The 14,938-nt window shown below is 57.4% G+C and carries 14 protein-coding genes; 6 read left to right on the forward strand and 8 right to left on the reverse strand.

The genetic code is table 11. From position 1 onward, the window contains the following. Nucleotides 1-68: 68 nt before the first annotated feature. Both J7416_RS16760 and J7416_RS16765 read right to left on the reverse strand, forming a co-directional pair. Entirely contained in the window at nt 69-1,091 is a 1,023-nt protein-coding gene (locus J7416_RS16760; RefSeq protein WP_209226413.1) for an Ldh family oxidoreductase, read from the reverse strand. Nucleotides 1,092-1,165: 74 nt separating this feature from the next. After that, nucleotides 1,166-2,110, reverse strand: coding sequence for a cytochrome c family protein (locus tag J7416_RS16765; RefSeq protein ID WP_209226414.1), 945 nt, complete (start codon nt 2,108-2,110; stop codon nt 1,166-1,168). A 48-nt stretch (nt 2,111-2,158) separates the two neighbouring features. On the opposite strand from J7416_RS16765, the gene J7416_RS16770 reads away from it, so the two are divergent. Genes J7416_RS16770 through J7416_RS16780 form a run of 3 tightly spaced genes read left to right on the forward strand, consistent with a single transcriptional unit; the run spans nt 2,159 to nt 4,616 of the window. Beyond that, entirely contained in the window at nt 2,159-2,731 is a 573-nt protein-coding gene (locus J7416_RS16770; RefSeq protein WP_348540285.1) for an RNA polymerase sigma factor, read from the forward strand. Beyond that, on the forward strand, nt 2,728-3,477 hold the full coding sequence (locus tag J7416_RS16775) for a hypothetical protein (protein WP_209226416.1): 750 nt from the start codon (nt 2,728-2,730) through the stop codon (nt 3,475-3,477). The genes J7416_RS16770 and J7416_RS16775 overlap by 4 nt, the downstream gene beginning before the upstream one ends. Before the next feature lie 59 nt (nt 3,478-3,536). Further along, nucleotides 3,537-4,616 (forward strand): helix-turn-helix domain-containing protein, encoded by a 1,080-nt coding sequence (locus J7416_RS16780; protein WP_209226417.1) that lies wholly within the window; start codon nt 3,537-3,539, stop codon nt 4,614-4,616. Here the strand turns inward: J7416_RS16780 and J7416_RS16785 are convergent. Further along, nucleotides 4,589-5,479, reverse strand: a complete 891-nt coding sequence (locus J7416_RS16785; protein WP_209226419.1) for a LysR family transcriptional regulator — start codon at nt 5,477-5,479, stop codon at nt 4,589-4,591. The genes J7416_RS16780 and J7416_RS16785 overlap by 28 nt on opposite strands. 107 nt (nt 5,480-5,586) lie before the next feature. Here J7416_RS16785 and J7416_RS16790 point away from each other — a divergent pair, with 107 nt between their 5' ends. From J7416_RS16790 to J7416_RS16800, 3 genes are all read left to right on the forward strand, one after another. Continuing rightward, nucleotides 5,587-6,471: a phytanoyl-CoA dioxygenase family protein gene (locus tag J7416_RS16790; RefSeq protein WP_209226420.1), complete on the forward strand. Its 885-nt coding sequence runs from the start codon at nt 5,587-5,589 to the stop codon at nt 6,469-6,471. A 128-nt stretch (nt 6,472-6,599) separates the two neighbouring features. Continuing rightward, the gene (gmd, locus tag J7416_RS16795) at nt 6,600-7,724 is read left to right on the forward strand and encodes a GDP-mannose 4,6-dehydratase (RefSeq protein WP_209226421.1); all 1,125 of its coding nucleotides are present in this window, start codon (nt 6,600-6,602) and stop codon (nt 7,722-7,724) included. 7 nt (nt 7,725-7,731) lie between these two features. Then, a complete protein-coding gene (locus J7416_RS16800) occupies nt 7,732-8,709 on the forward strand; it encodes a GDP-L-fucose synthase (protein ID WP_209226423.1) in 978 nt (325 codons plus the stop codon). 34 nt (nt 8,710-8,743) lie between these two features. Here J7416_RS16800 and J7416_RS16805 read toward each other — a convergent pair whose 3' ends face one another. The 5 genes from J7416_RS16805 to oppB all read right to left on the reverse strand — a co-directional run bounded on the left by J7416_RS16805 (nt 8,744) and on the right by oppB (nt 14,914). Continuing rightward, nucleotides 8,744-9,820 (reverse strand): DUF2793 domain-containing protein, encoded by a 1,077-nt coding sequence (locus tag J7416_RS16805; RefSeq protein ID WP_209226424.1) that lies wholly within the window; start codon nt 9,818-9,820, stop codon nt 8,744-8,746. A gap of 218 nt (nt 9,821-10,038) precedes the next feature. After that, complete coding sequence (galU, locus tag J7416_RS16810) at nt 10,039-10,932, reverse strand: UTP--glucose-1-phosphate uridylyltransferase GalU (protein WP_209226425.1); 894 nt, start codon at nt 10,930-10,932, stop codon at nt 10,039-10,041. Nucleotides 10,933-11,243: 311 nt separating this feature from the next. Then, nucleotides 11,244-13,049, reverse strand: coding sequence for an ABC transporter ATP-binding protein (locus J7416_RS16815; RefSeq protein WP_209226426.1), 1,806 nt, complete (start codon nt 13,047-13,049; stop codon nt 11,244-11,246). Between the two features lies 1 nt (nt 13,050). Next, nucleotides 13,051-13,980: an ABC transporter permease subunit gene (locus J7416_RS16820; protein ID WP_209226428.1), complete on the reverse strand. Its 930-nt coding sequence runs from the start codon at nt 13,978-13,980 to the stop codon at nt 13,051-13,053. Nucleotides 13,981-13,990: 10 nt separating this feature from the next. Then, nucleotides 13,991-14,914 (reverse strand): oligopeptide ABC transporter permease OppB, encoded by a 924-nt coding sequence (gene oppB, locus J7416_RS16825; protein WP_209226429.1) that lies wholly within the window; start codon nt 14,912-14,914, stop codon nt 13,991-13,993. Nucleotides 14,915-14,938 lie beyond the last annotated feature (24 nt).

Genomic DNA, 14,938 nt, shown 5'->3' on the forward strand with positions numbered 1-14,938 from the left:
CTCCTGAAGTCTGTTCGGAGGATCTTCTTAGCCAGCCCCACAGCCAAGGGAAAGAGGAGATAGGAGCGTTACACCTGCTCGGCCAAAACCAGCAGGTCATCATGCAGGGTTTTTGCTACTTCCACATATCCACGTGCAATATTGCGCGCCCGCGCAGAGAACCGTCTTTGCGAGGGCAGGCGGGCTCCTTGATCGATAATGTCGGCGAACAGATGCTCGGCACGTGCGTCATTCTCGGCGGTGCGGCCACCGCTGAACTGGGCGGGGTCAAAGGCAAGAATGATTTCGCCATGATAGGGCGCGCCGCCCCGGCCTTCGGCATGTTCCATGCTCTCCAGGCTGGTCAGGTCGTCAATCAACGGGCCCGCCAGCAGTTCGATCATGATGGACAGGGCTGAGCCCTTGTAGCTGCCAAAAGTCAGCATCGCTCCGTCCATAGCAGCCTGCGGATCGGTGGTTGGGTTCCCTTCCTTGTCGATCGCCACGCCTTCGGGCAGGGGCTTGCCAGCGCGGCGATACAGTTCGATCTCACCGCGGGCAAAGGCGCTGGTGGCGAAATCAAACGTGAACGGGTCTTTGCCCCGGCGCGGCCAGCTGAACGCCAACGGGTTTGTCCCCAGGCTGCCTCGCGTCCCTCCGGCTGGCGCGACCCAGCTGTGGCTCGGCACCATTGCCATCGCGGCCAAACCTTCTGAGGACAGCTGTTCTACCTCTGGCCACAGAGCCGAAAAATGAAAGCAATGATTGATGGCCATTGCAGCCATACCATGCGCGCGAGTCTTTTCGATCAGAATGGGCAGGGCCTTGCGAAAGGCCAACAAAGACATGCCACCCCGCGCATCCACGCGCACAATGGCATTGTCCGAAGGCGCAACGACAGGGGCGATATGACCATCAATCTTGCCTGCTTTCATTGTGTCATTGCACATGAACAGGCGAAAGAGACCATGAGATTGGCAATCGTCGATCTGACAAGTTGTCAGCATCTCGGTGATTGCGGCGGCATGATCCGGACCAAAACCAGCTTTCGTCAGGATAGACAGGCTCAGATCTTGGATCTCGTTCAATGTCAGTTTGACCGTCTCGCTCATGCCCGGCTTCTCCCTTATCTGAGGTCAGATAAGGGATAGCGTGGTCTAGCGGACAAAGGAAACCCGGTTATCAGTTATCCTTGTGTTTCGGCTTGAATATAGGCAATGACGTTGACGATATCGGCGTCCTTTTTCAGGCCCCGAAACTGCATTTTGTTGCCTGGGACCGTGCCTTTGGGGTCCGCCAGGAAAGCAGCCATCGTTTCAGGAGTCCAAACGATCTCGGATTGTTGCAATGGCTCGGAGTACCGAAACCCATCGGCTTGTCCGGCCTGTGCTCCGAAGATGTTGTGCAGCGAAGGTCCGACAGTGTGGCGATCGGCATCCAACTTGTGGCAGGCGCTGCATTTGCGGAACACTTTCTTCCCGGCTTTGATGTCGCCCTCAACGGCGGCGGCTAAGACGGTAGACTCTTCGGCGGGCGCGGCCTCGGCTTTTTTGTCATCGAGGTTAAAGATCAAGCGTGCGGTTACCGGGACTGTTCGGGTGATACCCGGCAGGTCGGCCAATTGCATCAGCTTATCGATACCAGCATCAACACCTGCATCCTCGGTACCGATGAACACCATGTCATTGGTCGACACCATGACCGAAGTTTCAGAAAGACGTGCGACAAACATCTCGGCATCAAAGTCGACGTCTGTGCCTGCAAGCGAGAGCCGCGCTTCGGCATCGACAGTTGTTGTCTCGCCAACGCCCAGGGCTGAAACCTCTGACATGTCGAAATCAGCCGTCAATGATGCGGTTCCGGCCTTGCGGAACACAAATTCGATCATGCGTTCGTTGCGAATGTCGATGTTTGTTTCAACAGAGGATAAGTCAATTTCGATCTCGACCTTGCCATCCTGGCTCACTTGGCCAGAAATGTTTGTGAAGGAATTGACCTCTCCGATGGTGTCTTTCTTGATCGAGCCATAGGCCAGATGCGAGCCCTCAGGGGCCAGCGTCCACGTCTGTGCCAGAACCGGAGTTGCAACAATTGCCGACGCGATCGTTACTGCTTTCAACAGAAGTTTCATTTCTTTTCTCCAACAGGTATGTAAATCCTGACCACACGGGCCCGGTCCGTGAATGACAAACACATACAGGTCGCGATTTATTCGATGGGTGTCCAAATTAGCTCAGAACAGGCCGTGCGCGGCGCGATCCAGACGTATTCGAAACGTGTCTGGCGGTTCGGGCTGTCTCTTTCCGGGGCGTCGGATGTGGCCGACGATCTTTTGCAGTCTACCTGCCTACGTGCACTGGAGCGTCATCATCAGGTCACCTCGCATGATCGATTGGACAGTTGGCTGATGACGATCTGCCGCTCAATCTGGCTGAATGAGGTGCGCGCACAGTCGGTGCGCAAGGCCCAGGCGCTGTCGGTAACGCCCGAAGCTGAATTAATTTCGGTCGGACCGGATTCAGAAACGAATATTTTCGCCGCTGAGGTGTTTACCCAAGTGATGCAGTTGCCAGAGGCGCAGCGGGAAACGGTTATGCTTGTGTTTGTTGAAGGCTACAGTTACCGCGAAGCCGCTGCGTTACTGGACGTACCGATTGGAACAATCATGAGCCGGTTGTCGAATGCCCGGCAGAAACTGAAAAACGTGATGCAGCATGATGCGGCAGACGCCGTTCGACGGAGTGGCAAATGAAGTTTTCCGACGAGACGCTTAGGGCGTATCTGGAAGGCAATTCGGATGCGGTTGAGGCCGCTGCCATTGAGGCGGCGATTGAAACTGATCCCGAGTTGGAACAGCGTCTTATGGCGTTGGATAACTTTGCGCCTGTGGTCAAAGCGGTGTTTGAAGACATTCCCGCGGAAGTGCCTCAGGTGAATTTGCCCGAGGCCAAGGCCGAGGTCGTCCGTTCGCAATCCTCGGGCGGACCTTGGCGACTGCTGGCGGTTGCGGCCTCGGTTGCTGTTCTTGCGGTATCCGCCACGGTCTGGGCTACGCGCCCTCAGCCGATGGGATGGGCTGAGCAGGCCGCGATCTATCAGTCGCTCTATACGCCAGATACAATCGCATCGCTCGACAACTCTCCGGCGGCGCTTGATGCGCAATTCGCGCTGGCCGAGGCGCAGCTGGGTCGAACTTTGAACCGCGAGACACTTGAGGCTTTGCCTGGGCTGGAACTGAAGCGCGCCCAGGTTTTGTCGTTCAAAGGCAAGCCGCTGATACAGGTGGTTTTTGCCGATGATCAGGGTCAACCGCTGGCTTTCTGCGTCATACGTCAGGGTGAAGGCGCACCGGCAAAGGACGTCAAGCTTGCCGCGCTCAGCGGTCTGGCGACGGCGACATGGGCGCAGGATGGATATGGTTATATGCTCATTGGCAGCAATGAGCAGACCGATCTGAACCAAGAGTTGGACATTCTGACCACAACTTTCGCGGGGTGAGCGGCCGAGCGTCGGAAAACGCCTTGTGAACCGGCCGAATTAACCGAAATATAGCGGGTATGACGACGAAACCCGTGATCCCGGACCCGGATGAGGACGCCGATGCGCTTGGCCCGCGCAGCATCTATGATACGGACCCTTCCGAGGATGACGATCTTTGGTTTCTGCCGCCGGATGAGGAAGACGCGCAAGAGGCCTTCTTGCCTCCCGGTCCGCTGGCCGATCGCCGTCTGCTTTTTGATCCAAGAGACTGGCGCGCGGCACAGGCCGATCTGTCCTTTGAACTGGCGGAACTGGCAGCCACATTCGGGGCGTTGGATGAGCGGCTGCGGGCTGGCCCAAAAGGGTGGCGGCATCGTCTGGCGCTGATGGATGTGTCCGATCTGGGCTGGTGGACGGGCGACAGGATCGGCGTCGACCGGCTCGCGCTATGGGTCGGGTTGCGGATTGGCGCGACGGGTGATGACGTGCAAGCGCTGTTTCGCGCGGGTTGGGCGGTGCGACGACTGACGTCGGGTGCCGGCCCGTCCGAAGGGGGGTGGGAGCCCGGTCTGACCGCATTTCTGGATCGCATGGCGCAAGGCATCGAAGACACACCCGAGACCGTTGCCGACCTGGCAGAGGTTATGAGCAACGCCGAAGGTTTGCATCCCGTCACGCAGGCCGCGATCGCGTTTCATGCATGGCGCGCCCTGTCGCAGGGCATTGGTCAGGATACCGAGGCCGCGATTATTGCGGCACGCCACGCTGCCACGATGGGGCGAGGCGGGGCGATTTTCATGCCGCTGGCACTGTCAGGACCGGGGGCATTGCGCGGGGTTGGGGAACCACAGGAAAAGCTGTCGGCCTGGATCAGAGGGGCAGGGCAGGCCGCGTTGGCCGCGTTATTGCACCTGGACCGGGTTAGCACCTGGGACCAGCGCGCCCGTGAGGCGACCAGTGATCTGAGCGGCCGAACGCCGCCGCTTTTGATCGACGCACTGACCGCATGGCCAATGGTGTCGGCACCGCTTGCCGAAGAACTGACGCAAGCCTCGCGCGCGGCGGTCCAGCGCAACATAGATCGCCTTATGAGCCGCGGTTTGATCCGAGAGGTCACGGGGCAGGGGCGTTACCGGGTTTGGACGGCCGCGCTGTAATCCAGGATCCAGTCGCGGAACGATTTTGCCGCCGGGCGCAATGCCGAGCGGGATTGGTAGATCAGGTGATAGGCTTCCTGACCAGAGACATCGATATCGGGCAAGCAAGGAACCAGCCCGGACAGTTCCATGATCCGGTCTGACGCTGGCGCACGCGCCAAAGCGATCCCGCCGCCATTGGCGGAGAGCTCGGCTGCCATCAGTGAATTGTCGGCAAAAAAGTAACGCGCATGCCCGGCGGGCAGACGCAGATGCTGAAGCAGATGTGGCCAGCCAGCACGGTGCGTCGAAACCTCGATCAACGTAAACTGGAACAAGTCCTGCGGTCGTTGGATCTGATCTGCGACCTCCGGCGGGGCCACCGGATAAAGATGTTCCCGCAATAGCTCGTCACCTTCGGTGCCGAACAGGTTTGGGTTGCCAAAAACGATTTGAAGATCGGTGAAACGATTGGAGAAATCCGTCATCTGGTTTCCGGTCGACAAAGACAGATTGATTTGAGGATGCGCGGCCTGGAACGCTGTTAGCCCCTTCGCGAGAATCCCATGAGCGAATAACAGGACGGACTGCACAAAAAGCCGCTGTTCGGGCGTCTCGCCGAACAAACCCGTTGTCGCGGTTTCAAGCATCAGCAGCGATTGCTGAACCGACGGCAGATAAGCACGACCAGCCTCGGTCAGAGTGACCGAATGTGCATGGCGGTGGAACAGGGGTGTCCCCAACCGTGTCTCCAAGGCCTTGACCTGTTGGCTGACCGCCGCGGCGGACATATTCAGCTGCGCCGCAGCCCGGGCGAAGCTTTCGGTTCTGGCAGCAGCTTCAAAGACGCGAAGCCAGTTCAGGGAAGGGATGCGTGACGACATGCTTTTGAGGCTAAGCTGAACTTAACCTGACGGGCAAGACTCAACGTTCTGCACTATTGATTGGATGCACTAGGCTGACCTGAGGAAACGCGACACAGGTAAACGAGATGCCCGAAAGAACCCTAACGCCCGTCACGGGCCTGACTCAGGCGCAATCTGACAAGTATTGGGAGGACGGATTCCTCTTTCCCCTCACCGTCTTTTCGCAAGACGAAGCTGCAGAGGTTCGGGCCGAGTTGGAGTTGATTGAGCGCGACTGGCTTGCGGCGGACCTGCCACTGCCGCTGAACACTTACAAAAGGGTCAACGCACATTTGGTGATACCACTTGCGGCACGTGTGGCGCTGGACCCGCGTGTTCTGGATGCTGTCGAGGGGGTTTTGGGCCCGGACATCATGGTCTGGTCGGCCGAGTTTTTCATAAAGGAACCAAATACGGCCCACACCGTTGGGATGCATCAGGATCTGACCTATTGGGGGATGGGTGAGACGCCAGATCAGGTCACCGCCTGGATTGCGCTGTCACCTGCCACGGTCGAAAGCGGCTGTATGGATTTTGTGCGCGCCAGCCACAAGAACCCGATCCTGCCGCACAATGACACCTACTCGGACACCAACCTGTTGTCGCGCGGGCAAGAGGTTGCGGTGGATGTCGACGAGGCCGACAAAACACATATCGAACTGGCACCGGGGCAGATGTCTTTGCATCATGGGCTGACGATTCATGGTTCAGGTCCAAACCGATCCGATGACCGCCGTATCGGCCTGGCGATCCGCTATCTGAACCCGAATGCCAAACAGTTGGTCGCCGAGAGAGACTATGCCATGCTGGCACGTGGCGAGGATGGGCAAAACAACTTCGTTCATGTGACGCCTCCGACCCGGCTGTTTTCCGACAAGGCGCTGGCTCTTTATGAAACGGTTCGTCGCGATCAGAGCAAAGCTTTGGCCGAAGGTGCTGCGGGCGAGGTTCCGCTTTATGGTTCGACCTGACACGTAAGCGAAAAGGGGGCTAGTTCGGCTCCAAACCGGCGCCGGACTTTGGCCTTGGGTTGCATTCAGGCAAATATTGCTGTTTCACAGGCTGAACACGCGCAAAGTGAGCATCCTGGAAATCAGCCATGACAAAAACAGCACTCATCACCGGTATTACGGGGCAGGACGGTTCCTATCTGGCCGAGTTTCTGCTGGAGAAGGGATATGAGGTTCATGGCATCAAACGCCGGGCGTCCTTATTCAATACGCAGCGGATTGACCATATCTATCAGGATCCGCACGTGCCCAACCCGCGCCTGCACCTGCATTACGGCGATCTCAGCGACACGTCGAACCTGACGCGTATCATTCAGGAGGTTCAGCCGGACGAGGTCTATAACCTGGGTGCGCAGTCTCACGTCGCCGTCAGCTTTGAATCGCCCGAATACACTGCTGATGTTGATGCGATCGGGACTCTGCGCCTGCTCGAGGCGATCCGGTTCCTTGGCCTTGAGAAAAAGACCAGGTTCTATCAGGCCTCGACGTCCGAGTTGTACGGTCTGGTCCAGGAAACCCCGCAGCGCGAGACCACGCCGTTCTACCCGCGTTCGCCTTACGCTGTGGCCAAGCTGTATTCCTATTGGATTACAGTGAACTATCGCGAAGCCTATGGGATGTATGCCTGCAACGGTATTTTGTTCAATCACGAAAGTCCGCGCCGGGGCGAGACCTTTGTGACGCGCAAGATCACCCGGGGCCTGTCCAACATCGCCCAAGGTTTGGAAGACTGCCTGTATATGGGCAACATCGACAGCCTGCGTGATTGGGGCCACGCCAAGGACTACGTCCGAATGCAATGGATGATGCTGCAACAGGATGCGCCTGAAGATTTCGTGATCGCAACAGGCGTGCAGTACTCGGTGCGTCAGTTCATCGAATGGTCTGCGGCCGAGCTGGGCGTGACGCTGGCGTTCTCGGGCAATGGCGTGGATGAAGTTGCTACTGTGAAATCGGTCAAAGGCGACAACGCGCCAGCTCTGAAACAGGGTGATGTGATCATGCGCATTGACCCGCAATATTTCCGCCCGGCCGAAGTTGATACGCTATTGGGTGATCCGTCGAACGCCAAAAACAGACTGGGCTGGGAACCTGAGCTGACTGTGCAGCAAATGTGCGCCGAGATGGTTGCAGAAGATCTCAAAACCGCCAAACGTCACGCCCTGCTGAAAGAGCACGGTTACGACCTGCCGGTTACGTTGGAAAATGGCTGAGCCAGAGATGCGCAAGATCTATGTAGCAGGTCATCGGGGTATGGTTGGCGGCGCTATATTGCGCCGATTACAGGCGCGCCGGGACACGGGCGAAGCACTGGAGCTTGTGACCCGAACGCATGCCCAGCTGGACCTGACCGATCAGGTCGCTGTCCGTGACTTCATGCAGTCCGAACGTCCCGACGTCGTTATCTTGGCCGCGGCCAAGGTGGGGGGCATTCATGCCAACAACACCTATCCGGCGGATTTCATTTACGAAAACCTGATGATCGAGTGCAACGTGATCCATCAGGCCTTTGCGGCCGGGGTCAAAGATTTGCTGCAACTGGGTAGCTCTTGCATCTATCCACGCGCCGTGCCGCAACCGATGCGCGAAGATGCCTTGCTGACCGGCGTGCTGGAACCAACAAACGAGCCGTACGCGGTGGCCAAGATTGCCGGCATTAAGCTTTGCGAAAGCTATAACCGGCAGCATGGGGTCGACTATCGCTCGGTTATGCCCACGAACCTTTATGGTCCGGGCGATAACTTTCACCCGGAAAACAGCCATGTTCTACCGGCGCTGATCCGCCGGTTTCATGAGGCGCAACGAGACGGGCTGGACGAGGTGGTGATCTGGGGCACCGGAAAACCCCGCCGCGAATTCCTGCATGTCGATGACATGGCCCAGGCGTCTTTGTTCGTTCTGGATTTGCCGCGTGACGTTTACGAGGCGAATACGGATCCAATGCTAAGCCACATAAACGTTGGGTGTGGTGAGGATATTTCGATTGCCGAACTTGCGACTCTGGTGGCAAAAACCACAGGTTTCAAAGGCAAGATCACTCAGGACACCAGCAAGCCGGATGGCACCATGCGCAAACTGATGGATGTGTCTCGACTGGCGGATATGGGCTGGCGCGCAAGCATAAGTCTCGAAGACGGAATTCGAGAAACCTATGCCTGGTTTCTCGAGCAGTCGGACGCGAGCCTCCGCGCCAAGTAACCGCCCGAACGCAAGGTCCGGACGGTCTTGTTGGTCAGAACCACCGACCAACGGCGAGAACCGTCGGAGCCAGCGTTGTGGTGTCGGACGCAGAGGATAGAACTTTTAGTCCGACCTCGGCGTCTGTTGGTTCGTCAAATCCCAGGAATCTGCTCGCTACGCCACCACTGCCGCTAAGGGCCGGGGTCGTTCCTGTCGCGAAGGGTCTTGGGAAACTCCATGTCTGTTGGGCGCTTGCGAAAATAGCACCCTCACCGTTTGTGCAGGCGGTTGTGGCAAGCGTCGCGGTGCAAACCTGAGTGCCGTCGGCAAAGCGGACGTAGTCGCCGTTTGGCGTGGTTCCTTGTTCGATCACAGCACCTGTCGGATTGCCACCGCTTTGTGTAACCGTTCCCACCAGATTGCCAGGCCCATAACCAAAATCGGCCCGCATGAGGCGCCCGGCAGTTGTGTCATCTGCACTGTTTTGAACGGCCGCACCCGAGGCCGATCCGGTTGCGGGATCAAAGCGCAGAGCTTCTGCCCAATTCGACCCGTCCGCCGAAACCTTGATGGAAAAGCCCGTGTCACCTGACAGGCCCATTTCAGCGTGTCCGGTCCAATTTGACTGAAACAACAGCGATGCGGTTTCGCCCGCATCGGCCTTGTTGATCTTCAATTGATGGCCCGCACCCTCATGGCTGAGCAGGGTCGCTGGCGACCTCACAGATAAACGGTTTGTGGTGTCGTGCCCTGTGGCAATGCCGATTCCCGGCAGGTTCTGAGTGGCCGAAGGCGGCTCGACCCAATCCGACCCATCCCACCGTTTCAGACTATTGCTGCTTTGATCCCAAGCGCGCCAGCCCAGTTCAGGCAGCAGGAAATGCCAACTGTTGTCCAGCCAGGCAGCTAACTTTCCGGCATGGCCGGACCAATCTCCGGTAGGCGAGTCTGCAACGGCGTAGACGTCGCCTTGTGCGGGTGCCGGTGGCGGGGTTGTTGCGCTTGTGGACACGACAGTCAGTTGGACGATCAGATCCAAGCGCCGCAAAGCCTCGTTGTGCGTGACGTGCTTTTGCGCCTGCGACGGTTGCAGAAGGGGCAGGTTCAATCGGGGCGAGTTCTGGGACATGGGGCATCCTCCGTTGGCTGTCGGTTCGACACATGAACTGCGGGCCAAACTGCCGTTGCTTTCATGAATCCAGACTGACCGGCGCGAACGGCCGCGTAACGCCATGCTAACGATTGAAGCGAAACCCGTAATAAGGCGCAGAAAATGCTTCTCAAAAAACAAAGGACAAACCGCGTGCATCGCGGTTTGTCCTTTTCACCCTAGATTTGGGGCGTGTTCTATTGAGCGGCCTGGCCCGTTGCGACCACGTCGTGCAAATACTGTCGCAGGTCATCACGCAGATCTTCGCGTGCCAATGCAAACGCTACGGTGGCCTGCAGGAACCCTGCCTTAGAGCCGCAGTCAAATCGTTGACCGTCGAATTTGTAGCCAAAGACCGGGACACCATTTCTGATGTCTTCCGCAATGGCGTCTGTCAGCTGAATCTCACCACCGCTGCCCAGCTTGTTTTGGTTGAGGTTGTACAGCACCGAGGGTCGCAGAACATAGCGACCAATTACGGCAAGATTAGATGGCGCTTCATCCGGTTTTGGCTTTTCAACCATGCCGCGGGCACGAACCACTTGGCCTATATTGTCGCCGACGTCCAACACGCCATACGAGCTTGTCTTTTCAGACGGAACTTCCATCGTGGCAACCATATTGCCACCGGTTTCCTCATAGGCTTCGATCATCTGTTGAAGACAAGGTTTCTGCCCCGCGATCACATCGTCTGGCAGCATCACAGCAAAGGGCTCGTCACCTATCAGACGGCGTGCGCACCAGACAGCGTGACCCAGACCCAGGGCTTTGTGTTGCCGGATGTAGGCAATTGCCCCGCTTTCCATGTTGGTCGCTTCCAAGGTCGCAAGCAGGTCGTCTTTGCCTTTGTCCTTCAGCGTCTGCTCAAGAATCTGGTTGTGGTCAAAATAGTCTTCCAGGGCCGATTTGCCGCGAGAGGTGACGAAAATGAACTCGGTGATGCCAGCGGCACGGGCCTCGTCAATGGCGTATTGGACCAAAGGGCGGTCAACCAAAGTCATGATTTCCTTCGGAACCGATTTTGTCGCGGGCAAAAAGCGGGTTCCCATCCCTGCGACCGGAAAAATCGCCTTAGTGACCTTGCGTGCCATGCTACCTCTCAGCAAAAAGTCTTGTCAGTCTGAATACGTGTCTTTGGTGCAACCTGATATTGTGTGCGTACCGAACAATCAACGCAAACAGGCGAAAATCAGCTTGTTTCAAGAAATCGTGCCACCGTTCAATTCGGAAGTCAAAAGAACCGCCAGAAGCCAAAGATACCGCTGCTGTTTGGGCGGGTCATACTGAATACAAAACCCGAAGAAACATGGGGATTGAATGTCTTTAGGAAACAATTCCGGGAATTGAAATTCAACTGGGAAACCTGCCCCGACAGCGCCGTGTGCTGCGGGGCAGGGAAGCTTTAGGCTGCGCCCATGATCGTTTCCAATGAGTCGTGTTCCGCCACGAAGTGATCGGGCTTTACCTCGCTCAACTTCGGCACATAGCCTGTATCGCCAGCAGCCAGACGGCTCGGTAGGAATCGCAGTGCGGCCTTTGGGTCCATCGGAGACGGCAGCTCGCCCGGTAGTTTCAGGCGTGTGCGGCTGCGTTCCACATCGGGGTCCGGGATCGGAACAGCCGAGATCAATGACTTGGTATAAGGATGGATCGGATCGGAGCAGATCACCTCACCATCGCCCAACTCTACGATCCTGCCGAGATACAGAACCATAATCCGGTTTGACACCGCCCGCACGACCGACAGGTCATGGCTGATGAAGATCATCGACAGACCAAATTCCCGCTGCAATTCGCTCAACAATTCTACAATTTGCGCCTGAATCGAGACATCCAAAGCAGAAACCGCCTCATCACAGATGATCAGCTTGGGTTTGTTGATCATTGCACGAGCAATGCCGACACGCTGGTTTTGACCGCCTGATAATTCGTGCGGGTAGCGGTTGATCATGTTCGCTTTCAAACCGACCCGCTCCATCATTGCGGCGACCATGTCTTTGCGTTCCCGCTCGGTCAGGTCAGGGCGATAGGTTTTTAGCGGTTCGGCAATCGAGGCCGAGATGGTCATCCGTGGATCAAGGCTGGCCAGTGGGTCCTGAAACACGATCTGCAAATCCTTGCGGTATTTGTTCAGTTCGCGCCGCTTCAGTCCGACGATAGGATGACCCAGCCAGCTGACGTTACCGGCGCTGGGTTCGATCAGCTGCAACACAGCCCGAGCCAAAGTGGACTTTCCGCAACCTGACTCGCCCACAACCCCAAGTGTTTCTCCCTTGCGGATATCAAAGCTGACTCCGTCAACGGCTTTCAAAGGGACTTTGTGCCCGAACAAACCGCCGGAAACATGGATCGGGAAATGAACCTTGACGTCGTCGACTTTCAGCAGGGGTTCTTCAACCTTTTCCAGAGCTTTGGGAGCATCACCGGCGTCGATCCGCGGCATTGCCTCAAGCAAGGTCCGGGTGTACTCGTGCTTAGGTTTACGGAAGATTTCGCGCGTCTCACCAGCTTCGACAAACTGACCCAACCGCATGACCTGTACCCGGTCACACATGCGGGCGACAACACCCATGTCATGGGTGATCAGGGCAATCGCGGTCCCTTCGTCCTTTTGCAGGCGCACCATCAAATCAAGAATGTCGGCCTGTACCGTCACGTCTAGCGCCGTCGTCGGTTCATCGGCGATCAAAAGCTTGGGGTTACACAGCATCGACATTGCGATCATGACCCGCTGGCGCATACCACCCGACAACTCGTGGGGGTACTGGTCCAGACGCCGGTTGGCTTCCGGGATGCGCACGCGATTCAGCCATTCCAGACACCGTGCCCGCGCGGCCGAGCCTTGCAAACCCTCGTGCACCTGGAGAACTTCGCGCATTTGTTGCCCGATCCGCAGATGCGGGGTCAGGGCCGTCAGCGGATCCTGAAAGATCATACCTACATCATCGCCGCGGATTTTGTTCAGCTTGTTGATCGGCAGGTTCAGGATTTCCTGGCCGTTCAACATAGCAGAACCCGTTGCGCGCCCGGCAGGGGGTAACAGGCCCATCGCGGCCATGAAGGTCTGGCTTTTACCGGATCCACTTTCGCCCACGATGCCAAGGCATTCGCCCGGATTGATGTCGAAACTGATACCTTTGACAGCCTCGACCACCCCATCAGGTGTTTCGAACTGGACGCTCAGGTCCTTTACGGAAAACAGACTCATATCAGCGATCCTTCGGGTCCAGAGCGTCACGCAAACCATCCCCGATGAAGAACATGGTGATGATAATGGCGACGTAGAAAGTCAGAGGGAAAAGCAGTTGCCACAGGGTTCCATAGCCCATGGTTCCCGCGCCTTCGGCGATCAGCCGACCAAGCGAGGTGTAGGGTTCCGAAATCCCAAGGCCAAGGAATGAGATGAAACTCTCGGTCAGGATCATTTCGGGCACCAGCAGCGAGGCGTAGACGATCACCACGCCCAACAGGTTGGGCAGGATGTGGCGATACATGATGGTGAACTCGCTGACACCAGCGGCGCGCGCGGCTTCGATGAACTCGCGGTTCTTTAAGGTCAGCGTTTGCCCCCTTACAATCCGGGCCATAGTTAGCCACCCGACTGCACCAAGTGCGATGAACAGCATCACGAATGATCGCCCAGCAACGACAAGCAGCAGAATGATGACCAGCGTCGCCGGAATCGCCAGCAGGATATCGACAAAGCGCATCATGGCACCGTCAGTGCGGCCCCCAATGTACCCGGCTGTGATACCGTAGCATGTGCCGACGATCAGAGCTGTGGCGGCACCGATCAGACCCACCAGCAGTGACGTTGTCGTCGCCTGAATAACGCGGCTGTACAGGTCGCGCCCAAGGTCATCGACGCCAAAGTAGTGACCCGTTTCGACGGATGGCATGCCCATGCCGCGCACGTCGCCCATGACGTTCCAGTCGATCTCTTCGTTGTTCCAGACTGCGAAGTAAGGCCCGATGATCGTGAACAGAACGATCAGGCCCAGAATGAAAAGGCTCGCCATGGCGGCCTTGTTGCGGACAAAACGCATACGCGCGTCTTGCCAGAGAGAACGCCCCTGAATGACCGTGTAGTCCGTGACATCTTCGGCCAGTTGGGCGGCTTTTTGAGATTTTCCAAGCATTGCCGGCCCCTCAGTAGCGGATTTTCGGATCGAACCAGGCATAGGCCAGGTCGGTCAGCAGGTTCACGAGGACGGTCAGTACGCCATAAAGGATTGTGACCCCCAGAAGGACGGCATAGTCCCGCGACAGCGCAGAGCCGACATAGGCCTGCCCCAATCCGCCGGTCGAGAAATAGATGTCCACAAAGACGGAACCGGTCAGAACGTAAACGAAGACCGGGCCCAGGTAGGACACCACGGGCAACAACGTTGGCTTGAGCGCATGGCGCCAGATTACGGTTCTGGTGGGCAAGCCTTTGGCCCGTGCGGTGCGAATGAAGTTCGAATTCAGAACCTCCAGCATTGATGAGCGCGTGATCCGTGCGATCGAGCCCATGTATGACGTCGCCAACGCGATCACCGGCATGATCAGGTACTGCCATTGACCGCCATTCCAGCCACCGCCCGGCAGCCATCCCAGCCACAGGGTGAAGGTCAGGATCAGGATCGGGCCCATGATGAAGTTCGGCAGTGCTTGTGCCGCGATGCCCAGACCAACGGCGAAATAGTCGATCCAGCTGTTGTGTTTGATCGCGGCGGCAATCCCCAGCGCGACACCAACGGATGTCGCCGCCAGGAATGAGAGCGAGCCGTAGGTCAGCGAGATCGGGAAACCCTGAGCGATAATATCGTTTACGTCCCGGTCCTTGAACTTGAAGGACGGTCCGAAATCGAAATGCACGACGATGTTGTACAGATAATCCCACAGCTGTTTCCACAGCGGCTGGTCCAACCCGTAGCGCGCCTCGATATTGGCCAGAACCGCCGGCGGCAATGGCCGCTCTGACGTGAAGGGCCCGCCGGGCGCGAAGTGCATCAGAAAGAAACTTGCAACGATCAGCAAAAGGATCGTCGGAACGGCGGCCAATAACCGCCGGATGACATAGGCAAGCATTTCATGCCCCCAATTATTGGCTTT

Source organism: Ruegeria sp. R14_0 (genome assembly GCF_017743975.1).
Classification (GTDB): domain Bacteria; phylum Pseudomonadota; class Alphaproteobacteria; order Rhodobacterales; family Rhodobacteraceae; genus Ruegeria.

What these genes read in the sequence shown, in the direction of transcription:
- J7416_RS16760 (WP_209226413.1), bottom strand. Translation starts at nt 1,091, where the DNA reads ATGAGCGAGACGGTCAAACTGACATTGAACGAGATCCAAGATCTGAGC.
- J7416_RS16765 (WP_209226414.1), bottom strand. Translation starts at nt 2,110, where the DNA reads ATGAAACTTCTGTTGAAAGCAGTAACGATCGCGTCGGCAATTGTTGCA.
- J7416_RS16775 (WP_209226416.1), top strand. Translation starts at nt 2,728, where the DNA reads ATGAAGTTTTCCGACGAGACGCTTAGGGCGTATCTGGAAGGCAATTCG.
- J7416_RS16780 (WP_209226417.1), top strand. Translation starts at nt 3,537, where the DNA reads ATGACGACGAAACCCGTGATCCCGGACCCGGATGAGGACGCCGATGCG.
- J7416_RS16785 (WP_209226419.1), bottom strand. Translation starts at nt 5,479, where the DNA reads ATGTCGTCACGCATCCCTTCCCTGAACTGGCTTCGCGTCTTTGAAGCT.
- J7416_RS16790 (WP_209226420.1), top strand. Translation starts at nt 5,587, where the DNA reads ATGCCCGAAAGAACCCTAACGCCCGTCACGGGCCTGACTCAGGCGCAA.
- gmd (WP_209226421.1), top strand. Translation starts at nt 6,600, where the DNA reads ATGACAAAAACAGCACTCATCACCGGTATTACGGGGCAGGACGGTTCC.
- J7416_RS16800 (WP_209226423.1), top strand. Translation starts at nt 7,732, where the DNA reads ATGCGCAAGATCTATGTAGCAGGTCATCGGGGTATGGTTGGCGGCGCT.
- J7416_RS16805 (WP_209226424.1), bottom strand. Translation starts at nt 9,820, where the DNA reads ATGTCCCAGAACTCGCCCCGATTGAACCTGCCCCTTCTGCAACCGTCG.
- galU (WP_209226425.1), bottom strand. Translation starts at nt 10,932, where the DNA reads ATGGCACGCAAGGTCACTAAGGCGATTTTTCCGGTCGCAGGGATGGGA.
- J7416_RS16815 (WP_209226426.1), bottom strand. Translation starts at nt 13,049, where the DNA reads ATGAGTCTGTTTTCCGTAAAGGACCTGAGCGTCCAGTTCGAAACACCT.
- J7416_RS16820 (WP_209226428.1), bottom strand. Translation starts at nt 13,980, where the DNA reads ATGCTTGGAAAATCTCAAAAAGCCGCCCAACTGGCCGAAGATGTCACG.
- oppB (WP_209226429.1), bottom strand. Translation starts at nt 14,914, where the DNA reads ATGCTTGCCTATGTCATCCGGCGGTTATTGGCCGCCGTTCCGACGATC.